General features: G+C 48.6%; 19 protein-coding genes and 1 tRNA gene. 4 read left to right on the forward strand and 16 right to left on the reverse strand.

Features of this window, described 5'->3' with window-relative positions:
- Positions 1 to 49: 49 nt before the first annotated feature.
- From FW415_RS16640 to FW415_RS16650, 3 genes are all read right to left on the reverse strand, one after another.
- Positions 50 to 763 carry an SRPBCC family protein gene (locus FW415_RS16640; protein ID WP_148387289.1) on the reverse strand — a complete coding sequence of 238 codons (714 nt, stop codon included), beginning with the start codon at positions 761 to 763 and terminating at the stop codon, positions 50 to 52.
- A 167-nt stretch (positions 764 to 930) separates the two neighbouring features.
- Entirely contained in the window at positions 931 to 1,521 is a 591-nt protein-coding gene (locus FW415_RS16645; protein ID WP_148387292.1) for a type 1 glutamine amidotransferase domain-containing protein, read from the reverse strand.
- Between the two features lie 128 nt (positions 1,522 to 1,649).
- Positions 1,650 to 4,067 carry an AsmA-like C-terminal region-containing protein gene (locus FW415_RS16650; RefSeq protein ID WP_148387294.1) on the reverse strand — a complete coding sequence of 806 codons (2,418 nt, stop codon included), beginning with the start codon at positions 4,065 to 4,067 and terminating at the stop codon, positions 1,650 to 1,652.
- Positions 4,068 to 4,129: 62 nt separating this feature from the next.
- Between FW415_RS16650 and FW415_RS16655 the strand changes: the two genes are divergently transcribed.
- Positions 4,130 to 4,936 (forward strand): zinc-dependent peptidase, encoded by an 807-nt coding sequence (locus tag FW415_RS16655; protein WP_148387295.1) that lies wholly within the window; start codon positions 4,130 to 4,132, stop codon positions 4,934 to 4,936.
- A 116-nt stretch (positions 4,937 to 5,052) separates the two neighbouring features.
- Here the strand turns inward: FW415_RS16655 and xrtN are convergent, their stop codons facing one another.
- The 3 genes from xrtN to FW415_RS16675 all read right to left on the reverse strand — a co-directional run bounded on the left by xrtN (position 5,053) and on the right by FW415_RS16675 (position 9,483).
- Positions 5,053 to 6,225 (reverse strand): exosortase N, encoded by a 1,173-nt coding sequence (gene xrtN, locus FW415_RS16665; protein ID WP_168208847.1) that lies wholly within the window; start codon positions 6,223 to 6,225, stop codon positions 5,053 to 5,055.
- Positions 6,204 to 8,690 (reverse strand): XrtN system VIT domain-containing protein, encoded by a 2,487-nt coding sequence (locus FW415_RS16670; RefSeq protein ID WP_148387302.1) that lies wholly within the window; start codon positions 8,688 to 8,690, stop codon positions 6,204 to 6,206. The genes xrtN and FW415_RS16670 overlap by 22 nt, the downstream gene beginning before the upstream one ends.
- 268 nt (positions 8,691 to 8,958) lie before the next feature.
- Positions 8,959 to 9,483, reverse strand: a complete 525-nt coding sequence (locus FW415_RS16675; protein ID WP_148387305.1) for a GNAT family N-acetyltransferase — start codon at positions 9,481 to 9,483, stop codon at positions 8,959 to 8,961.
- Between the two features lie 64 nt (positions 9,484 to 9,547).
- Between FW415_RS16675 and FW415_RS16680 the strand changes: the two genes are divergently transcribed.
- Both FW415_RS16680 and FW415_RS16685 read left to right on the forward strand, forming a co-directional pair.
- Entirely contained in the window at positions 9,548 to 10,579 is a 1,032-nt protein-coding gene (locus FW415_RS16680) for an alpha/beta hydrolase (RefSeq protein ID WP_168208848.1), read from the forward strand.
- A 108-nt stretch (positions 10,580 to 10,687) separates the two neighbouring features.
- Positions 10,688 to 10,760 (forward strand) — tRNA-Lys (locus tag FW415_RS16685).
- A gap of 73 nt (positions 10,761 to 10,833) precedes the next feature.
- Here the strand turns inward: FW415_RS16685 and FW415_RS16690 are convergent.
- The 10 genes from FW415_RS16690 to FW415_RS16735 all read right to left on the reverse strand — a co-directional run bounded on the left by FW415_RS16690 (position 10,834) and on the right by FW415_RS16735 (position 19,050).
- Positions 10,834 to 11,748, reverse strand: coding sequence for an AraC family transcriptional regulator (locus tag FW415_RS16690; RefSeq protein WP_148387309.1), 915 nt, complete (start codon positions 11,746 to 11,748; stop codon positions 10,834 to 10,836).
- 34 nt (positions 11,749 to 11,782) lie between these two features.
- Positions 11,783 to 12,559: an alpha/beta fold hydrolase gene (locus FW415_RS16695; RefSeq protein WP_148387312.1), complete on the reverse strand. Its 777-nt coding sequence runs from the start codon at positions 12,557 to 12,559 to the stop codon at positions 11,783 to 11,785.
- A gap of 48 nt (positions 12,560 to 12,607) precedes the next feature.
- Positions 12,608 to 13,414, reverse strand: coding sequence for an SDR family oxidoreductase (locus FW415_RS16700; RefSeq protein WP_148387314.1), 807 nt, complete (start codon positions 13,412 to 13,414; stop codon positions 12,608 to 12,610).
- A 22-nt stretch (positions 13,415 to 13,436) separates the two neighbouring features.
- Positions 13,437 to 14,273: an SDR family oxidoreductase gene (locus FW415_RS16705; RefSeq protein ID WP_148387316.1), complete on the reverse strand. Its 837-nt coding sequence runs from the start codon at positions 14,271 to 14,273 to the stop codon at positions 13,437 to 13,439.
- Positions 14,274 to 14,401: 128 nt separating this feature from the next.
- Entirely contained in the window at positions 14,402 to 15,124 is a 723-nt protein-coding gene (locus tag FW415_RS16710) for an SDR family oxidoreductase (protein ID WP_246858778.1), read from the reverse strand.
- A gap of 36 nt (positions 15,125 to 15,160) precedes the next feature.
- Entirely contained in the window at positions 15,161 to 15,583 is a 423-nt protein-coding gene (locus FW415_RS16715) for a nuclear transport factor 2 family protein (RefSeq protein ID WP_210420718.1), read from the reverse strand.
- A gap of 7 nt (positions 15,584 to 15,590) precedes the next feature.
- On the reverse strand, positions 15,591 to 16,343 hold the full coding sequence (locus tag FW415_RS16720; protein WP_148387320.1) for an SDR family oxidoreductase: 753 nt from the start codon (positions 16,341 to 16,343) through the stop codon (positions 15,591 to 15,593).
- 43 nt (positions 16,344 to 16,386) lie between these two features.
- Positions 16,387 to 17,127, reverse strand: coding sequence for an SDR family oxidoreductase (locus FW415_RS16725; RefSeq protein ID WP_148387322.1), 741 nt, complete (start codon positions 17,125 to 17,127; stop codon positions 16,387 to 16,389).
- A gap of 124 nt (positions 17,128 to 17,251) precedes the next feature.
- The gene (locus FW415_RS16730; protein WP_148387325.1) at positions 17,252 to 18,025 is read right to left on the reverse strand and encodes an SDR family NAD(P)-dependent oxidoreductase; all 774 of its coding nucleotides are present in this window, start codon (positions 18,023 to 18,025) and stop codon (positions 17,252 to 17,254) included.
- A gap of 98 nt (positions 18,026 to 18,123) precedes the next feature.
- Positions 18,124 to 19,050: an AraC family transcriptional regulator gene (locus tag FW415_RS16735; RefSeq protein ID WP_148387327.1), complete on the reverse strand. Its 927-nt coding sequence runs from the start codon at positions 19,048 to 19,050 to the stop codon at positions 18,124 to 18,126.
- Between the two features lie 601 nt (positions 19,051 to 19,651).
- Here FW415_RS16735 and FW415_RS16740 point away from each other — a divergent pair.
- Positions 19,652 to 20,503 carry a hypothetical protein gene (locus FW415_RS16740; protein ID WP_148387330.1) on the forward strand — a complete coding sequence of 284 codons (852 nt, stop codon included), beginning with the start codon at positions 19,652 to 19,654 and terminating at the stop codon, positions 20,501 to 20,503.
- Positions 20,504 to 20,513: the final 10 nt, after the last annotated feature.

Below are 20,513 nucleotides of genomic sequence, written 5' to 3' on the forward strand. Positions count from 1 at the left end.
ATGGAGCCTTCTTTTTTTGTGCCACCGCCGGAATGCCGCGGCGCTGGTTTTATATCAGGTTGGGACTTTTCTCTATATGCTGTTTGAAATTCCGGACATCGTTCCGCACCAGCCTTTCAAATGCCGGGTTGAGCAGTCTCGCTATGCCTGCGCCGGCAAAGCCTGCAGGTGGCCGGTAGCTGATCACTACATGCAGTTCCGTTCCGCCATCTTCCAGTTCTTTAAATGTAATTTTTCCTGAATTGGCCACAGCCGCACCTTCCAGGGACCGCCAGCTGATAACTTCATTCTCCCGGTCTTCCACGATCTCCGCATCCCACTCCAGTGTGAGGTCGCCGGCCAGTTTTACCGTCCAGTGAGAATAACGCTCGTCCTGTACTTCCACATGATGCAGGTGCGCCATGAACATGGGCAGGTTATCCAGCTTGCGCCAGTACTCATACACGTCCACCGGCGAGCGGTCCACCCGGAATGTGCTGCGGATGTTGACGGCGCGGGCATGTCTGGCCCTGACGTTGTTCTCTATTACGGCGGACAGCGGGCAATTGCCGGACAGGCCCCGGTACAACAGATAACCGCCCACCAGCATTCGTCCAAGGGCTTTCAGCGGGGATTTTGAAATGTCCGCCAGGCCAATGTACATGAGTGAGGAACCTGCCGCGGCAGAAACGATCCTGCCGGTTTTTGAAACATTGATGACCGTGGTGTTTTCGTAGAGGCTTCCGGCGCGCGGGCTATCCTCCTTGCCTTCGTAATTTGCCATATCGTCTGTTTTCCATCATCACCGCCAAAACCTTGCTGAAGTGCAAGGTGGTGATTTACAGCTGATTGCAATAGATCTCATGGGTAGAAAAATACACATGTTGTTGTCCGGAAATAAAAAAGCCATCTTATAGACATAAGACAGCTCTTCAATTTGATTTTATTTATTCAGCCTAATTGATTTACGCCGGTGGTCTGCCCGCTGCTGACGTGGCGGCCTTCGGCAATCTCTTCGATCATCTTTTTACAGAAAGCCGGCAGGTCCCCGGGATTACGGCTGGTCACAAGACCGTTGTCCACATGCACTTCCTCGTCCACCCAGGTTGCTCCTGCATTGATCAGGTCTGTTTTCAGCGATGGCCAGGAGGTTACGGTGCGGCCTTCCAGCGCGCCTGTTTCGATCAGTATCCAGGGGCCGTGGCAGATAGCGGCAATCGGTTTGTTCTTGTCGGTAAATGCGGTCACAAAACTGACTGCACCCGGGTCCATACGAAGCTTGTCCGGGTTCATCACGCCTCCGGGCAATACCAATGCATCATAGTCATCGGCATTCACTTTGTCTACCGTATTATCCACCCGGTATTCATCGCCCCATTCCTTGTCCGCCCAGGCTTTCACTTTTCCGGGTTTCAGCGAGATCACCTCCACTGACGCGCCGGCATGCTGCAATGCAGCTACCGGTTCTGTAAATTCAGATTCTTCAAAGCCATCTGTTACCAGCACGGCTACTTTTTTGTTTTCCAGGTTTTGCTGTGCCATAAGTTGATTGTTTTGGTGTACAATGTGGTTGCCGGGGATATGACATCAAAAAAGGTTCCTGTCCGCAGAATGCAGCGCAGCGGGGCTCACAGCTTTATGACATGGGGATTTCCTTACTCAATACGGGGTTATTCATCATCTTTGCCCTTCCCGAGCTTCAGCTTCACTTTGCCATCCTCCCCATCCACTGCATGCAGATTGATGACGATACCGCGTTTCCGCCTTTTCTGCAGTTCGGCTATGTCAGTGATCAGTTCATCGCCTTTGGGATTGCGGAGGGGGATCTTCATTTTGATATCGGTGCCTTTTGTCAGGCCGTACACGCCTTCCAGCTCAATGTTCAGTACACTGGAAGAAATGATCATGGGGTAAATGATCACTTTGTCGCCTTTTATTTCGAGGGTATTGCTGATGTTATCGAAGGTGATGTTGGACATATCCCGCTTGCGGAAGATAAAGCGCCCGATCTTTTCGAGCGGCTCAAAGTTCAGCAATGCTCCTTTTTTGAGATCGAAGCGTACGGTGCCGAACATGGAATTGGGGCGCAGCGAAACATTTTCTGTGATACCGCCGCTTAAGCTCACGTTAGCGGAGAAAGTGCCTTTCAGGTTCTTCCCTTCGATACCATCCTGTCCGAAGTTATCGAATGCATTAAAAAGCTGGTCTACCTGTACCTGGTTGATACGGGCATCGAGATTGAACCGGTCGTTCGTACCCGCCTGGGTGATGCTGCCGTTCAGTTGCATGGAACCTCCGGCGGTTTGCAAAGCTGCTTTGCTCAACTGCACTTTTTCCCTGTCCAGGAACACCGTGGCTTTCACATTCCGGGCAATGAACTTCTGATACTGCACTTTGTGGAGGTCTACCTGCATATTCACACGGCTGGCATCGAGCACGATATCCAGCTGGCGGAGCATGCTGACCCTTTGCCGCCGTGAGTTTTTTTGCCGGTGTTGCTTTCGCCGCGCAAAGAATCCCTGGAACTCGTTCAGGTTGATGAGAGGACTGCTGACAGACCAGTCCAGCAATATCTTCTCCGGTGCATCGAAATAGAAATTGAGCATATTGCGGACGCTTCCGTTCATCAGCAGGATGCTTTTGCCGCTTTGCACTTTCACATCCCGGATAAACAGGTCTTCCCCCGTGAATTCGAGGGTGGCATTGCATTGCCCGAATGACTGGTTACGCGGTATATAAGTGAATGCGCCGTCGGTGACCCGCACAATGCCTTTCAGGTAACCGGCTACTGTGTCTTTGGCATCCCATCCGCCCGCGTATTCGAGGTCTACGGTGGCATTGCCTTTGGAGAACAGGAACAGGTGGGCGCCCATGGGCCGTGTGAGGCTGACCAGGGGAAAGCTGGATTTGAAGCGGCCTGTCAGCACCGGATGTTTGAGGTTCAGTACACGGATGGTATCCGCGGTAATGGGGATGCTGTCGAACAGCCCTCTAAAATCGTACAGGCTTACCCGTGAGTTTTTGTCGCCATGCCCCATTCCGGGTTCCACTTCATTCAGGAAGCCACCGCTGAAGCTGCATTCCTCCAGCTGGATGCCTTTGACGGTGAGGGTATTGCCTTTTGTGTTCCAGGTCACATTCACATAGGGCGTATCCCTGAACTGCATGCGTCCCCTGATGTCGGCCAGCACATTCAGCGGAGCGGATATCCCTATGCTGTCCAGCTTCTGCGATGCGGATACCGGGAGCATGGTAGCGGCCATTCTGAAACCGATATCGTCTGCTTTGATCTTCAGCGTAAATACGGCTGGTTTTTGAGAGAAGTTGAATATCCCGTCGAATACAATTCCCTGGCCGTCGAAGCGCAGGGTCTGGGAAGGGAAGCGCAGCGTTTTTGTTTTTTTATCATATTCCAGGTGCAGGTCTGCTTTCAATACCTTTTGCCTGGCGTAGCTCCCTTTTGCGGTATTGAAAGCCATGTCCCTGATCAGTGTTTCCGTATTCAGGTCGCAGGTCCACTTTGCCGCGCTGTTATGCATGCGGCCGCGCAGATTGCGGATATCAAAACGGAAAAGCTTTGATTTGACCAGGTCTTCGATCTCCAGCTGCACATTTTCCAACCGGAAGTTGGCAATAGTGGGTTGTTTTGACGATTTTTCCGCCGATGAGTCAGTTTTGAAAAGATGGGTATTCGAATAACCGGTACTGTCTGTAAACAGGCGGATACCTCCGTTTCTCAGGAAAACCTGACGGATGTCCACCTTTCCCCGAAGGATGGCGAAGGTATTCACTTTGACGAATACTTCCCGGAAAGTCAGCAGCGGGCGTTGATGAACGCTGTAAAGACTGTCTTTCACGGTCACGTCCATCAGGTTTACGGAAACATTGGGAAAGCTGCGGATCAGCGAAGGCTCCATGTCCCTTATTTCCAGCGTGCCATTGATGCGGCTGCCGAACTGGGCGGTGATCTCCTCCAGGATCGCCTGTTTGTTGCTGCGGATGACCAGCGCAAGCACCAGCCACAGTATGATGACCAGCGCGATCAGGCTAACACATGAAATAAGGGAAATACGTATCCAGCGAGGCATAAGTTCACATTGATGTTCAGTAATTTAAACAATAATTCAGGGAAAAAGTTGAAATTTGGCGTATGGAATTTGCTATACCCGTCATCGTAGTGGCGCTGCTCTTCTGGTGGTTCACCCGTAAACCCAAACGTAAAGGCCCTTCTCCCGTTCCGGCCAATGTTAACCGGCTGCTGGGCAACCAGGTCCGTTATTACCGGCAGCTGGACAAAAAGGAGCAAACCAGGTTTGCCTCGGAAGTAAAGCTGTTCCTGGAGCAGGTGACGATAGAAGGCGTAGGCATTGAAGTGGAAGATCTTGATAAAGTACTGATCGCGGCAAGCGCCGTGATCCCTATTTTCTATTTTCCGGGCTGGCGTTACCGCAATCTTACCAATGTTATCGTGTACCCGGATACCTTCGACGAGCAATACCAGTTTGAAGGCGACCGGCGGCATATCATGGGAATGGTAGGCAGCGGCGCCCTGAACGGACAAATGCTGCTGTCCCGCTCCGCACTCAGGGCCGGCTTTGCGGACAACGGCGGCAAAAGCAATACCGCCATCCATGAGTTCGTGCATCTGGTGGATAAATCAGACGGTTCAGTGGACGGATTTCCCGAAAGCCTGCTGCGCAACAGTTACAGCCTGCCCTGGTTGAAAGTGATGCATGAAGAGATCCGGCGCATAGAAACCGGTCAGTCAGACATCAATCCCTATGCCGCGATGAACCAGGCGGAATTTCTGGCCGTGGTTGCCGAATATTTCTTTGAGCGGCCGGACCTGATGGAGGCGCATCATCCGGAGCTTTTTCACCTGCTGACGGAGATGTTCAACCAGCCCGCGCGCTCAGACTCCGCAGCAGCCCCCCGCTCTGCCGCATCAAACGGCTGACCTCCTGTTGAAGGCTGACCGCATCCGCCGCGCTCACATTCACCAGGGAAAAGCGCCCGCTGTTACGGAAAGCCAGCCAGCGCCATTCCAGCTGTGATATCGTTTGTACATCCCCGTTATCGTACCACCAGGCCGTAAACAGCCTGTCCGTTCCCTTTTGCAGCAAAGCCGTGTACACCGTTTTTCCGGCCATCCGGGTTTCGCGGATATTGCTGAACGCATACCCGCTGCCGCGCCAGCAGATGGAAGGATGATGGTCCGTATAGTAAAATCCCGGAACAGGTTTTACATAAACAAGCGAAGCGGGGCTTTCCAGTTTGATGACGGCCATTGTCCATCACGGTAGTCTGATATCCCGTCACATCGGGAACGGATACGGACGGCCGCGCATCCGGCAGCATGATCTTGTATGCGACCAGGAAAACGCAGCCGGCGAGGCAGATATGCGCCATCGTGATCATATGCGGATCGGTTTCCGCTCCCGGCTTTACTATGTGTGGTTTCCCCAGCCGTTTGACCAGGAATGGCACCAGGATCAGCAACGGCAGTATCACATAAACAGCCAGGCAAATGATACCGGTCACGTCATGCATCGGGTGATCCGGCAGGATGGCGAACTGCACCAGCAGGATGATCCGGAAGAGGTTGCTGAAGATGTTCAGCGCAGCGGTAAAGGCCAGCAACACGGCCACCAGCGGGAAGGACAGCCGGAGGTCCAGCCGTTTCTGATAAAATCCCAGCAGCATGATGCAGCAGAGCATGGAGGCCACCATCATGTTCAGTCCCATGCAGGCCGCGTCCACAGCAAATTCATTTCCCCGGTGAAAAATGGTATTGCCTTCAACGGTTACGCCTGTACTCACTATTTGCAACAGGCTTCCCGCCCATTCCGTCAGCTGCAGGCGGATAGGGAACGTGAATATCTGCGTGATATAATCGCATACCGGCGCCATCAGCAGCATAGCCAGCAGCGGCAGGAAGTTGATGCGCCCGACAGCGCTGTCTGCCAGGAAACAAAGCGCCATAACGAGCGAGAGGTACAGCAGGGTTTTGGCCGGTACGATCCAGGCCAGTACACAGCAGGCCAGTGCTGCGTAATAGAAGCGCAGGCTTTTTTTGCTGCCGGCATCGCGTATCATCACCATGGGAATAGCAGCGATGCCGAGCAGGAATCCCGGAGAGCGCCAGGCGATGTAGTCTCCCAGCGCATAACACACAATGAAGACGTACACGCCGGCGATCAGGCCCGGGAACAGGATATGGGGAATTATACGTTTGCTTTGCGCCATGACGGACGGAATTTTGTATAGATGAGCGTTAACAGCACCAGGATGATCAGTGCCCATTCATGCGGCTCCGGAACGGCGCCGGTAGATTTGAGGGAAGCGTTCTTCAGGCTGCTGCCTTCGTCTTTGATGCCGAACCTGTCGTAATCCCGCTGTGTTTCCAATACAATGAGGCTGGATAACGGGGATACCACATAGGCCTCCTTTGCGGCAGCCACCAGCTGCTCCTGCCCTGCTGAGCCGGTGATCAGGCCTTTGCCCGTCTGCTGCATGATGTGATTATAAGCGAACAGGCGCATCAGGTGATCCGGTGCTCCGGACGGAATACCGGCCGTGTCCGCCGGTTGCCTGGTGATCGCCACATTGGCGTGATCGATCACTACCTTGTCCGCCGTTTCCGCATCGGCCGCAAAAGTGCCGGCGTCCAGGAGTATTTTCAGGAGCAGGATGCCGCCCTTTTCGTAGCGGAATACCCGGTGTTCCTTCAGGGATTTCAGGTAAGGCGACAGTTCGCCGCCGATATTGAGCAAACGTACCTTCGGCAGATCAGGCGCCGCGAGGAAAGCAGCCAGATCGCTCCGGAACCTGCTGTCCCGGAGGTCCGCAAGCGATGGTGATGCCGCGGTGCTTTTGGTGATCAGCAGGGAAGCCGCGGGAGCCTTGATCCTGTGCAGGGGAAACAGGCTGAAACGATTTGCCAGCAATAATTCCACGCATTCCTCCCGGTTTTCTTCCGATACCTGCACCATCTGATCGTTCAGCCAGACGAATACCGGTCTTGGCGCCGACAGCCGCAGCACTTCGTTGAATTCGCCGGGCGTCCAGGCTGCATTCGCATCTACATACACCACATCCGTGCTAACCCTTTCCCGCTGCAGCTGGTAAGGTTGCAGCGTGTAGGCCATGCCGTTAAAGGAGAAAGCATGCGGTGTGATGCCTTCATCCAACATGGTGATCTTCCAGTCCGCCCGGTAACGCCCGTTCCGGCGCGTGCCGGTGCCGTTCAGTCCTGCCGGTTTCCCATCAAAGGATACCGTGGCATCTTCCAGGGCGCTGGTTGCGGAGGGGCCATCAAAATAAATGTTATCGTACTGCAGCGTTTTGCCATCGGATGCCAGCGGCGCGGTAAAACCTATCCTGAATTTTCTGGATTCGCCGGGCATCACGGGGAATACCCGTACGGAGACCGTGTTGCCCTCCTGCCAGCGCACGAGCGAAGGATCGCGGGATTCCACCCCCACGATCGTGCGGTATGCCGTGTCTGCTTTCTCTTTTGTGGTCAGGATGGCTTTTTCTTCTTTACCCGCCACCCATAGGGAAAGGGATGTGACCACACCGCCTTCCGGCAAATGAAAGGTATAGATGGCTTCCTTTCCCCTGAAACCCTTGATATCCGGATTGGTGACGGAGAGCATTTTTTCCGTATAGGCGAGGTGCAGCTTCGGCCAGATCTTTACCTTGCTGTTCACATACCCGGTGTAAAGGTCGTCTCCCGACCAGAGGCGTTCCTGCGCTTCGTGCCGGGCATCGTACATCGATTCCAGTATTTTGATGCGGTCATCCACCGGTATTTCCAGCGGCGGCGCAAACGCCGTTGCCGCCACGATCAGCGGGTCATGTTGTATGCGCTCGCCGAAATTGCGGCCGGGGAAGTTGCCCAGGTTGAATATTTCCCATTTGGGGCGGAGATACAGCAGGTCCGTACACAGTACTTTATGTTCCATGATCCCGCCCGTCGCCTGCCGGGAAGCCTCCACCCATGCGGGCAGATCGCCATTGCTTTCCACGATGGTGCGGTTGTAAGCGAGATTGAGCTTTCGTACTTCAGCATTGTAAAGAAAACCATACACTACGGCAAAGATCAGCGCCGCCAGCCCGCCTGCCCACAAGGCCGTAACGCCGGAGCGTATCCTGCATGCCGTATCCCGCATCACAACGAAAGCCTGTATCAGCAGGAAGATTGGCACGAAGGTATGGAGGGAGATCCCCAGGGCGATGAGGGCCATTACGCTCAGCGGGTATAGCGGAAGCAAATAGACCGCGAAGTAAGCAAACAAGGCCATGCCCACGCCCATGATGAACAACTGCATGTACCGGAACCACGCGGGCAGGGCCTCCCAGAAATGGAAAAGCAGGAAATTGACGCCCGTAATGACCAGTACGGCGGACAACCAGGTAACCGAAGGCCTGAAGACCGGGATGTGCCTGTTCAGGGCGTATGCGCTGATCAACAACAGCAGCAGCATGATCGTCCACACACTCCTTCTCTTCCCCCGCGCGGTAAAGAAGATACCGATGAATGCCGCTATCGCACTGAAAAAATGAAAGAAGAAAAAACCGGAGAGCATCCCGTCGTTTACAGTATCCGGCATGGCGCCGAGACAAAAAACGATGCAGTTGACCTGGAGTAACAGTATTCCCCTGGCATAGGCCCTGTTTGAAAGGAAGAGCGACACGATCTGTTTCATAGAAAGTACTTTGCATTTCAAAGTTAAGATGTAAAAAAGAAGGGATGTAACTCCCTTTACTTTGCAACACAAAGTAAAATCAAATTTTTAATATGAAGAGGATTTTTTTCTGATATTACGCTCCAAAGTCGCAGAATGCCGGCCGGTTCGGCCCTTTACGACTGTGGCCCCCGGATCTGGCATGACAGTTGGATGCGCTATTCATCTAAGTGCTGGCAAAAAAGAGCGGGTACGATCTCCTTATTTTTCGCTATTTGTTATAGTTTTTTCACAGGGGCTTTTGCAGGAGCAGGTCCCGGTCGGCCTGTCGCCCGACTGCAAAAATATGTTCGCCGAATTGCGTGTATCCTTCTTTCGCGTAGAATTTCCGCGCGGATAGATTGTGTTCCCATACACCTAACCATATCGTGCGTACGAAATGTTCCCGGCCCATGGCATAAGCGTGATCCATGAGTGCCTTGCCCAGCTTTTTCCCCTGAAAGGCTTTCAGCACGTAGATCTTTTCCAGTTCCATAACCGGTTCCGGCAGCGGACCGCCATTGTCAGGCTGACGAAAGAGGTTTATCTTCAGGAAACCTGCAGGCGTATTGTTGAAGTAGATGAAATAATAACGGGAGTTCGCTGACGCCCACTCTTTCCGGATAACGGCATCACTCTTCCGTTCATCAAGGAAGCTCTGCAGGTCCGCCGCACTGTAGACAGACTGGAACGTTTCCGAAAATGTAGATCGCTCCAGTTGAGCCAGCAGCGGCAGGCTGGTTTCCGTAACAGGCCTGATATCATATGGTTTCATGCGCGACTTGATAACTATTACTGCAATTTATAGTATTTTTGCCTATTCATCCAGCTATCTAACTATGTGGAAAGTCCTGTTACTCCTTCCTTTTCTGATCAGCACCGAAACCACTGCGCAAAAGATCACGCGGGAAGATTTTATGATCAGCAGTGATCCCGGTGTGCAGATCTTCATCAGGGAAATATCTGGCCGCAAACGTAGCAGGAAACCTCCTATTTTGCTGGTGCACGGCGGCGGTGCCGGCTCACTTGCGCTTTATGATCTCCCTGTGCCCGGCGGTTCCCTCGCGGAAGACCTGGCTAAGCATGGCCTGAAAGTGTACATCATGGATGTTCGCGGATGGGAGAAGTCCACCCGCCCGGACTACGATACCAACAAGCGTTATGTCATCAATGGCTCTTCCGCCGAAGCATCGCGGGATATTGATGCCGCGGTGAATTTCATCATCGAGCGGACCGGCCAGCGGCAGGTGACGCTTTTCGGCACAGCCACCGGCGGGCACTGGATGGGCTATTACGCCTGCATCTATCCCTATAAAGTGAATGCGCTCATCATGCTGAATAGTTTGTATAACGTGAAAGCCCCCTGGCGGTTCACCGAACGTTACCGCAATCCACTCGATACATCGCAGTTCTACTATGCCGCCACTCCCCCGCTGCGCCGTGCAGATGCAGCCACACTGTTGCAGCTGTGGAATAACAGCATTCCCGTAGCGGATAAAACCGAATGGTATGATCCCGCTGTGGCGCAGGCTTATGTAAAAACCGCGGTAAGTTTTGATGAAGATTCCGTACTGGTGGTGCCGGGCGGATACCGGGCGGAGAGTTTCTATACCGCGCAGGGAAAGGGATTGTGGCATGCGAAGGATATTACGGTGCCGATCCTCGTGGTACGGGGGGCACTGGATACCTGGAGCCGTCCGGAGGATATGAAAGCGCTGGAGGAAAAACTGGTGAATGCGCCGAAGAAGCAGTTTCTGACATTGGCTGAAGGCACGCATATATTGTTCCTGGACAGGCCGGAGAAAGGACGGGCGCAGCTGATATCTGCGATGCTGGAGTTTAATCAGAAGCGGCCGAAGAAGCGGCGGTGATGATATAACGTTGGTGTATATACGTTGCGGGAAGTTTGAAAAAATTATTGAAAAATTTGGAAGGAATAAAAATATTCCTATTTTTGCACCCGCTTTAATGGTGAAAATGATTCTGTAGCTCAGTTGGTAGAGCAATACACTTTTAATGTATGGGTCCTGGGTTCGAGTCCCAGCGGAATCACTGAAAAAAGTCGCCTCTTGATTATCAGGGGGCGACTTTTTTCATTACTTATAAATTGTAAAGGGAAAATGAGCTAATTAAGCTGTTCTCTAAACGCCAGCGGTGTCATACCGGTCTTGTTTTTAAACAGTTTATTGAAAGACTGCGGATATTCAAAGCCCAGCTCATAGGCGATTTCTGCTGCGGTGAGGTCTGAATTAGAGAGTTTCTGTTTGGCCACTTCTATTAATTTCCCATGAATGTGCTGCTGTGTATTAAGGCCGGTAAGGCTGCGCAACAAATCACTTAAATATCCGGGGGAAACGTTAAGTTGGTCAGAGAAGAACTTTACGGACGGCATTCCGTTTTCCAAAGCCAGCCCAGTGGCATAGTAACTATTCAATAGGGTTTCAAATCGCTCTATAACCGGACTGTTAACGGCCTTTCTTGTTATAAACTGTCGTTTGTAATATCGGTTGCTGTAATTTAAGAGGACTTCTATATAAGAAATCACCAGTTCCTGGCTGGTATCATCAATGGAGGTCTCTAATTCGTCATTAATATCCCCAAACACATGCAGAATTTTGTCTCTTTCTCTTTCAGAAAGATGCAGGGCTTCATTGATATTGTAACCAAAAAATCCGAATTTAGTTATTGATTTAAACAAGGGGTGGCCCGCAAAAAAGTCGGGATGAACAAATAAGCTTCGCCCCTGACATTTATCCTCATCAATAACGGACAATGCCTGGTTGGGAGCGACAAAGATCAGCCCACCTTCGTCAAAATCGTAATAGCCTTGGCCGTACTTTAGCTTGCCGTGCAAATTACTTTTATACGAAATCATGTAGAAGTCATGAACCAGGTAACGCACTTCATTTGAAGATATTTCATCGTGATTAATCAGTACAATCAAAGGGTGGGCAGGCTTGGGAACGCCGAGTGCTTTGCATAAATCCGAAATGGATTTATAATATCGTAATTCTTTTTTGGGAACTGACTGATCTATCATAATTCTTTTTTGTGAACCGATAAACGGTTATTAGTTATTTAGATAAAGCCTTTGCTGCTGCATCTATCAGATGGGCTACCTCTTCCGGGCGGGAAGCATATATAGAATGACTTCCGCCTTCGATCTCTACGATCTTTTTTGCTTTCATTCTTCGCGCATAAAAAAGTTCCAGCTCAGGGTTGATGATTCTATCCGATTTAGCGATCATATACCAGGAGGGCTTTAGCTTCCATGCCGGATTATCAATCAATCCCTGAAAGCAGATATCCGCTGTAGGCATTTGAGCGTGGGCCATAAATTTTGCTTTAGGCGCTGGCAAATCAGCAGCAAAGTCTTCGGGAAAGCCTTCCGGATCGATATAGTCATAGCCATCCTCGCCTTTGATCAATGAAGTGTAGGCCGGAGGATATTTCCGGAAAAGCTCACTTCTTTTTTCGTTGGCTTCGGGAGCATGAGCTGCGATGTACACCAGTCCCGAAACTTTGCTGTTATTACCTGCCTGTGATATAATAACACCTCCATAGCTGTGACCCACCAATACACAAGGGCCGGCCTGCTGATCAATAATCCTGTTTACCTCCGCAATATCCGTTTCTAAACTTTGTAATTTATGTTGCGTTACCGATACATGGTATCCTTTCTTTGTAAGGATGTTATACACAGGTTCCCACCCGGAACCATCTAAAAAGGCCCCGTGCACAAGTACGATGTTTTTGACGGATACATCAGGATCGGTTTTCCCCGGTGTCAGGGAAAGCAGTATCATCGCGACCGCGATCAGCACAATAGTTGTGGTTATGCTCTTCATCATGATAACGTTATTTTCAATGATAAATTTAAAAAAATTACGCCGAACGGATTAGCTAACCAGTCCTTTTGCCACACCTTTTCTGAACGCTTCGGCACCTACCTTCAACCTATGTTCGTAGATAGCTCTGGCGTCATTTCCCGCAAGATACCTGAGCTGGTCTTTGCCATCGGTGGCAGCTTCATAAACTACTGTGGCAATGGATTCGGCAGATGAGAATTGCAGCGGACTATCAGGATTGCTGAAACCTGCTAAAAACCGGTCAAAATGCTCAGCGTAGGCCTCATGTTTCCTCATATCCAGGGATCTGGTCATGAAATCCGTCGCAATCCCTCCCGGAGCAATCGTTTTCATTTGGATGTTATGTATTGCCAGCTCATACGACATGCTTTCGCTCCAGCCCTCAACCGCCCATTTGGTAGCATGGTAAATTGAGCTAAAAGGGAAAGTCACCAATCCACCTATAGATGTGGTATTTATAACTAGCCCGCTTTTCCTTTCCCGCAGATGTGGAAGAAACACCTGTGTTACTCTGATTACCCCCAATACATTGGTATTGAACTGTCGGGCTATCTGTTCATCCACATACCCCTCTAATGGCCCGGTTAAGCCGTAACCGGCATTATTGAATACAACATCGACGGGGCTGATGGCAATGGCGGCTTCAACTGTCTTCTGAACGGATTCCCCGTCCGTCACGTCTAATGGCAAAAGGTGCATATTTGCAAGGGCCACCAGCTCTGTTTCTTTTTCAGGCTGACGCATTGTTGCAATTACCTTCCAGCCTTTCTGGGCAAACAATTTTGCTGTAGCTTTTCCCAGGCCGGAAGATGCGCCGGTTATAAAGATGGTTTTCATTTGAATGTTTTATAAAGTGATCTTAAGCATTGGCTGGTGTAAAAATGCTGGTGGTAAACTGCTGATAGGCTTCCTCAGAGGAAGAGCGACGGGCATGTAAGATGGGCTGGATATCCTGAGTTGGGGAGTACCGAAGACGGGTACTGTTGTCGGTAGCAGATTCGTAAATGGCGGCCACAACTTTTTCCACGGCATCGGTGTCGGAACCTGACGCCATCGATTGGAACATTTTCCCGGTTTGCTCCAGAAAAGGAAGGTAATCATTGATCGGTTGCAATCCTGCGCTTTCGCCGCCTACACGGTTAAGGAAACCTGTTTGCGGGGCCCCGCCCGGTTCAATCACTTTTACTTTGATTCCTACAGAAGCCAGTTCATAACGAAGTCCTTCTGACCAACCCTCCAAGGCAAATTTGGAGGCGCTGTAAATGGATGCCATTGGAAAGCCAATGGCCCCTGCACCCGAGCTCACATTGATGATGACCCCGGATTTGTTTCCACGAAAATGAGGGAGTATAGCCCTGGTTACGTCCATAGCCCCGAATACATTTACCGCAAACTGGTTTTGAATAGCTTCGCGGCCGGCACTCTCAAAAATGCCGAAGAGCCCGTATCCCGCGTTATTTACCAATACATCAATCTTTCCGAAGCGCTTAATACCGGCGTCAATGGCTGATTGTATGGAGGCTGTATCTTCTACATCCAGCCGGGCCACAAAAATGTTTTCCGAATTGCTTAAACCTGAAGCTTTGCCGGTATCACGCATCGTGGCGATAACATTCCAGCCATTTTCTGCAAAGAAGTTGGCCGCAGAAGCACCGAACCCCGATGATGTTCCCGTAATCAATACTGTTTTGTTCATGATCTTGATATTTTTTTGTTGGACCTTTATTTATAAGGCAAATGTCCTATGGATACCAAAGCTTCGATGAACCAAAATGCGATAATGATTATCCAAAATGAGGATTATGGTTTTTCCCGGCTTATAAATTAGACCAATACAGCCCCACCATCAATAACCAAAGACTGCCCTGTGGCATAAGTTTGTTTCATCAGATAAACAAATGCCTGTGCGATGTCTTCCGGTTTACCCACTCTTTTTAACAGCAGGGTATTTTCCAGGTGCTTGAAAAAACCTTCGCGGTCGGCATAGTTCATATTGCCCCACAGATTGGTATCGATAATTCCTGCCGCAATATTGTTTACCCGTATCGGAGCCAGCTCTACTGCCATCGCTTTAGTAAAAGCATCCATTGCACCGCAAATCGTGGCCCCCAAGCTATAACCGGCGGCCGGACGTTGCCCGAAATTGCCGCTCATTAAATTTATGCTTCCGCCTTCGTTGATATGCTGCTTTCCATATTTAATGGCCGCAAAGGCGCCCCAAAAGCGAATGGTAAAAAAATCCTTTCCTTTTTCTATCTCCGTATCGTCTACCATACTCATGGATATGTTTTCACCTGCCGTATAAACCAGGTGGTCGAAGTTGCCCGTACCGGCAAAGAACGCTTTTATGTTTTCTTCCTTTTCAAGGCTAACCGCAAATCCTTTACTGTTATTGGGCAAAGTTTCCAATGCTTTGTCGATCCTTTGCTGGTTGCTCGATACAATAATCACTTCCGCGCCGTCTGCTGCTGCTGCCTGGGCGGTAGCTAACCCTAATCCTGAACTCCCGCCCAATACAATCACTTTCTTATTTGCTAATGTTTTCATTTCAATGTTGCTTTTAATTGTTTTTGAATTAAAATCTCAATATTTAGCCTGTCCTATTTCCAGCCGGTGAAATTTCCCATCTTCGTTCAAACGGAATTTGAAATAGGTTTTAAAATCCCCCCAGGTGTCGCTGTGAAAGCTACCGTAAATATCCAATCCGTTATTTTCCACCCTGTCGATACTGGTAAAGCGTTCATGCCCTATTGCTTCGGTAGAGAATTTCTTAAAATCTCTTGGATGTCCATCGTCCAGGAGCCTGGCGTCAGCAGTAAAAAAGGAAAGCCACATCGCCGTGTCCCCTTTTTGCCAGGCTTCAATGGCGGCCTGTACTTTTGGGTTGCTCATTTTTGTAAATTCCATTTCTGTAACAGTTTGATGGTTATGGTTACCGGTCTGCCCGCAGGCTTGTAAAGCACACAAGAGCAGCACCGGTAAGATAAATTTTAAATTATTCCTCATGTGCAGCTTATTGGGTAGCCCCTCCGTTTACCAACAAGTGCTGGCCGCTCACAAAAGAAGAAAGGTCAGTGGCAAAAAATTCTGCAGCATTAGCCACATCTTCCACTTCCGCCAATCGTCCCATCGGGCAACTTTCTAATAAGGATTTACGTAGTTCCGGATAACTGCCTTCTTCTGCAAAAATGCCGGAATGGTCTACCGCAAAAGGGATGATGGAATTAACGGTAACACCCCGATGGCCTATTTCTTTTGACAATACGTCTACCAGGTATCTTGGCGTAATTTTGCTACCACCATATACCGCCATACCCGGAACAGGAAATGCAGTAGTACTGGAAGCAATGTAGATAATACGTCCTTTATCTTCCACATGCAGAGCGGCCTGTTGCATGGTAAAATAAGCACCTTTGGTATTGATGGAAAATAAGCGGTCGAATTGCTCTTCTGTAAAGCGGGTGACGGGCGTTTCTACCATTTCAATACCGGCATTGGCTACAACAATATCTATTTTACCAAAAGCATTTTTCGCTTCTCCAAAAAGACGTTTGATATCGGCTACTTTACTTACGTCGGCCTGCACGGAGATAACTTTTACGCCCATCGCTTTGATGGTACTTTCCACCTGGTCGGTAGCCGCTTTATCTTTGGAGTAATTCAGTACAATGTTAGCGCCCAATGCAGCGTAACGTTCCGCTATGGCTTTTCCCAAGCCCCTTCCTGAGCCTGTGATCAAGGCTACTTTGTTATTAAGCGTGTTCATTTTTATAGAAATTTAATTGTTGACATTATTTGTTTGTATTTCGCTAAGCCATTCCTCCGCTGGCACCGATGCTTTGTCCGGAAATCCATTTAGCTTCGTCCGTAGCCAGGAACGCAACTATTTTGGCGATATCTTCGGGGGTGCCCAGGCGTTTGAAAGCGTTGGTAGCAGCGAGCTGTGCGATCTGTTCTTCCGACTTGCCATTGAGGAACAGACCGGTACCTGTAGGGCCAGGCAATACACAGTTGACGTTGATACCCCTTGCACCGATCTCTTTGGCAAATACACGACTCATTTGTTCCACCGCTGCTTTGGTGGCGGCATAAACACCATAGGTGGGGAAAATGGTACGAGTAACTGTAGACGAAAGATTGATAATGCTTCCGTTATCTGCAAGCTTAGTAGCGGCCTGCTGAAGCGAATAAAAAACGCCTTTGAAGTTAATGCCCAATTGCTTTTCCAATTGCTCTTCGGTGAGGTCCCGGATGAAATTGTTCAGCATCACACCGGCGTTATTGACCCAAATGTCCACTTTGCCAAAATGGGTAATGCTTTCGTCGAACAGGCGGATGATCTCTTCTTTGCTGCTAACATTTGCCTTTATCGCATACGCCGCTCCGCCATTGGATTCGATCTGAGCAACAACCTCATCGGCGGCACCTTGATCACCACTATAGTTTATAATTACTTTAGCGCCGGCTTCGGCTAGTTTTAAGGCGATAGCTGCGCCAATTCCTTTTGATGAGCCGGTGACCACGGCTACTTTTCCTGATAAATTTTTCATTTTGATCTGTTTTTAAATTTGTTGATGCAAAGCTGGCAGGGGGAGGGAGGCTCATTGTTGCGCAGGGTAAAGCAGGAGTTGCAAATTTTAAAGTGCGGGCAACAACGATAAGCCAGCCAGTGTCCTAAGACGGAAGCTTAACTCCGGAAATCTCCGCGCACTTTTCAATAAAACGTTCTTGTATCTCCCGATCTCTGCAATCAGGATGCACTTCCCGTGGCTGTTTGTGGTAGTAGTAGCCTCCGGACTGCAATACTTGCGGATCTCTTGATGTGGCTAACCATACCTGTGTCAGCGGAGCATCAGCAAGACTGTCGGGAGCACCTGGGCCGCCCATCTTCGTGGCTACCCATCCCGGCTCCAAAGCATTTGACGCTGTCCCCGCCCATCGGGCTGCCACCGCAAAAGCTAACAGGACGTTATGCAGTTTGGAATCGGCGTAGGCCTGAAATCCATTCCATGTTTTATGTTCCCACAAAAGGTCGCTGAGACTGCTATCCCCGTCACGGTGAAGCCCGCTGCTCATATAAATCAGCCTTTTCGGTTTTTCTATAAGGGCAGTAAGGATGTACGGCGACAGGCTGTTTATGGCGAAAACATGCGGCAGGCCGTCTTCGGTTATTATTTTTCGGGATTCTCTGTATCCGACAGCCGCATTGTGGATAACGGCGTCGAACCGGCCTGTTGCGTTTGCTTTCTCTGCCAGAGCTATTGTTTCGGCTATGCTGGAAAGGTCTGCAGTAAGTACAGCTTCGGCATTGGGGTTGGCTTTAAGTGCATCTTCAGCTCTCTGTTCGTTTCTGGCATGCAACACTACCTGATGACCATCATTTATCAATAGGCTTGCGGCCATCATACCGAGCCCGTCCGACGAGCCTGTAATGAATATTCGTCCCATTTTGTTTGTATTTATCTTGTTTAACAATTTTTACAAGACAAAGGTATTTTGGGTGAATTATTCTATTCTTGCGCCAGTTAAAGGAAGAGTTGCGAATTTTAAAGATGATGGGATTTACGGTATTGGATCGGGGAAATGCCTTCATGTTTTTTGAAGAAGTTACTGAAATGGGCGGTTTCTGTAAATCCCAGTTTATAAGTAATTTCCTTAACCGGTATGGATGCATTTTGCAACAGTGACTTTGCCTCTGTAAGTGTTTTTTCAGCGATCCATGCCATTATGTTTTTTCCGGTCTTGCTTTTAATCACGCTGCTCAGGTAATTGGGGTGCAGATTTTGAGCATTGGCATAATCCTGTACTCTGAAAGCCATATCAATTTTACCTGAATTCAGATCACGGTAATGCTGTTCCAATAATCTTTTAAATGAAATGACGATCTGGGAGCTCCTGTTACCCTCATAGATAGGATTGTAATCTGTCCATATATGCTCCTTTATTTTAAAAAGCAGCACTGCCAGCAAATGACCGATAATTTTGTACCTTGAAGGTGTATTTTTTCTATACTCCTTCAATATTTGCCGGTTAATGCTATCGGTCTCCAGAAAAAAATTGTCCGTAACAACTTTTGGGCGAACGACTTCTGAGAGCAAAAAAGGAAAATCAGTATAAACGTCTTCACCGATATATTTTTTCAGGAAGGTTTCGTCAAAAGTAATTAATACTATATCCTGAATTTCCCGCCAGCTAAACGTTCGGTAATTGCTTGGATTGGTGAAATAGATAGAATGGGGCTCTACTTCAAAACTGTGTTCATCAATACGATATTGCCCTTTCCCTTCTTTTACAAATAAAAAGGAAAAGAAATTAGGTCGAAAAGATGCCGATTTGTAAGGTAGTTCGAAGCCAACTTCGTTCAGGTTGAAAATGGTAAACCCTTCTGTAAGGTCAAAGAGACTTACCGATAGATTTAAAGCCTTGTAAAGTTCAAATAATGAGTTTGATTCGATTTGGTCTGTTAGTTCCATGTTTATTAAAAGACTTAAGTCTGATTTGCCCAAATTTACCGATTTGAAATTTACTTTGATGTGCTGTTTTTTTGCAGACGCTTCAATTTAGGATAAATCTTGGTTCGATCCCTTTCGCGTTCAACTATATCCAGGATCCGGTCCACTCATTTAACGGCTATCGGGACTTTACAGCAAAACCGGGGGGCTGAGTTCTCCTAGGTATTTGTGAACATGTAAATGTTCGCTTCTCGTGACGAAAACCCTTTGTTCCAAAACCTAAGTAAGTAAGGGATCACAAAGTATTATTCGTAACTTTGCACAAGAGTGAGTATTTGCCCAAAACGACTCAATGTAAATCATTCTGTCTGTTAACCGATTCGTTAACCTAGGTTGAAGAGCGATAGAAAATAGCGCCTAAGAACATATAAGCACCATATACAGGATCCCAGCGGAATCACGAATGTGGCGTCTTTTAGACGCCATTCTTGTTTAAAGCCCTCACTGGTATCAGCTTTCAACAAATAAGTAGTCTGAACGGATTTCAATCAATTCCGTTAAAAAAGCTATCAGTATATTATTTTTCAAACCATCTGGCGAATAATACCATAATTTTTATCTCATGAACCGATTTGTTAATTTCATCGCGATTATTCTTATGCTGCAATCTTGTAGTCAGGTTGCTATTGTAGAGCAACCTGAGGTTCTTGAAAAAAACAGCAAATTTGATCTGGAAATGATAAGTTTTCAGGAAGACGTACCTGGACTTTATGCTAAACATGTTTTAGTAGATGACTTTGAACATGATAGTTTACATGATGGTGCATTAACGGATGAAATGTTGCGCTATAAGATCAACAACACTATTTCCGATGCCTTTGACCTGGAAGTGCCGCAAAAGAATTTCGGGTTCGTGTATAGAAGTCCCACCCTGGACAGCGTTGCTCAATTTCAAAATATATACTTTAAAAACCTCTCCACGCTGGCCGATAGTACAAAAAAACCTGTCGCATTTTTTTCCGAAACCGAGGTAAAAACGGAAAAAGAGCAGCAGGATTTTCTGGCAACGATAAAAAGCAAGTACGGGGAGCCGAAATATGCTTTTTTCATAGATCATAGTTATAAGCTCTGCTCTTATGAATGGATCTTAACAGACAGAACTTTGGAAATCCAAACCTCATTTGGTGTCCGTTTTTCTACCAGTTATAGTTCGGCTGAAGGGTTAAAAGAAACCTATTACCGGATAGAAGTGCTTATTATGGATAACCATCAGAAGGAAAATATCTATAAGGCACACCTTTATGAATTTCCGGATAAAATATTGTATCACGGTAAATACCACAGTTATAAAGATTTCCAATTTGAGAAGTTATCGGTTTTCAGAGATGAGTTTCTTTTGAATTCTACCAATGAAACTTTAGTTAAAAATGAGCATGGTATTTACGACATCAGCAGGGTAGAAAATGAGCAATAAGCTTATGGTG

Source organism: Chitinophaga sp. XS-30 (assembly GCF_008086345.1).
In the GTDB taxonomy this organism is placed as follows: Bacteria; Bacteroidota; Bacteroidia; order Chitinophagales; family Chitinophagaceae; genus Chitinophaga.

Excerpts from the sequence above, each read along its gene's own strand:
- FW415_RS16655 (WP_148387295.1), top strand. The coding sequence starts at position 4,130 with ATGGAATTTGCTATACCCGTCATCGTAGTGGCGCTGCTCTTCTGGTGG.
- FW415_RS16735 (WP_148387327.1), bottom strand. The coding sequence starts at position 19,050 with ATGGAACTAACAGACCAAATCGAATCAAACTCATTATTTGAACTTTAC.
- FW415_RS16645 (WP_148387292.1), bottom strand. The coding sequence starts at position 1,521 with ATGGCACAGCAAAACCTGGAAAACAAAAAAGTAGCCGTGCTGGTAACA.
- FW415_RS16695 (WP_148387312.1), bottom strand. The coding sequence starts at position 12,559 with ATGATGAAGAGCATAACCACAACTATTGTGCTGATCGCGGTCGCGATG.
- FW415_RS16710 (WP_246858778.1), bottom strand. The coding sequence starts at position 15,124 with ATGAAAACATTAGCAAATAAGAAAGTGATTGTATTGGGCGGGAGTTCA.
- FW415_RS16700 (WP_148387314.1), bottom strand. The coding sequence starts at position 13,414 with ATGAAAACCATCTTTATAACCGGCGCATCTTCCGGCCTGGGAAAAGCT.
- FW415_RS16675 (WP_148387305.1), bottom strand. The coding sequence starts at position 9,483 with ATGAAACCATATGATATCAGGCCTGTTACGGAAACCAGCCTGCCGCTG.
- FW415_RS16680 (WP_168208848.1), top strand. The coding sequence starts at position 9,548 with ATGTGGAAAGTCCTGTTACTCCTTCCTTTTCTGATCAGCACCGAAACC.
- FW415_RS16670 (WP_148387302.1), bottom strand. The coding sequence starts at position 8,690 with ATGAAACAGATCGTGTCGCTCTTCCTTTCAAACAGGGCCTATGCCAGG.
- FW415_RS16730 (WP_148387325.1), bottom strand. The coding sequence starts at position 18,025 with ATGGGACGAATATTCATTACAGGCTCGTCGGACGGGCTCGGTATGATG.
- FW415_RS16715 (WP_210420718.1), bottom strand. The coding sequence starts at position 15,583 with ATGAGGAATAATTTAAAATTTATCTTACCGGTGCTGCTCTTGTGTGCT.
- FW415_RS16650 (WP_148387294.1), bottom strand. The coding sequence starts at position 4,067 with ATGCCTCGCTGGATACGTATTTCCCTTATTTCATGTGTTAGCCTGATC.
- FW415_RS16725 (WP_148387322.1), bottom strand. The coding sequence starts at position 17,127 with ATGAAAAATTTATCAGGAAAAGTAGCCGTGGTCACCGGCTCATCAAAA.
- FW415_RS16705 (WP_148387316.1), bottom strand. The coding sequence starts at position 14,273 with ATGAACAAAACAGTATTGATTACGGGAACATCATCGGGGTTCGGTGCT.
- xrtN (WP_168208847.1), bottom strand. The coding sequence starts at position 6,225 with ATGGCGCAAAGCAAACGTATAATTCCCCATATCCTGTTCCCGGGCCTG.
- FW415_RS16740 (WP_148387330.1), top strand. The coding sequence starts at position 19,652 with ATGAACCGATTTGTTAATTTCATCGCGATTATTCTTATGCTGCAATCT.
- FW415_RS16640 (WP_148387289.1), bottom strand. The coding sequence starts at position 763 with ATGGCAAATTACGAAGGCAAGGAGGATAGCCCGCGCGCCGGAAGCCTC.
- FW415_RS16720 (WP_148387320.1), bottom strand. The coding sequence starts at position 16,343 with ATGAACACGCTTAATAACAAAGTAGCCTTGATCACAGGCTCAGGAAGG.
- FW415_RS16690 (WP_148387309.1), bottom strand. The coding sequence starts at position 11,748 with ATGATAGATCAGTCAGTTCCCAAAAAAGAATTACGATATTATAAATCC.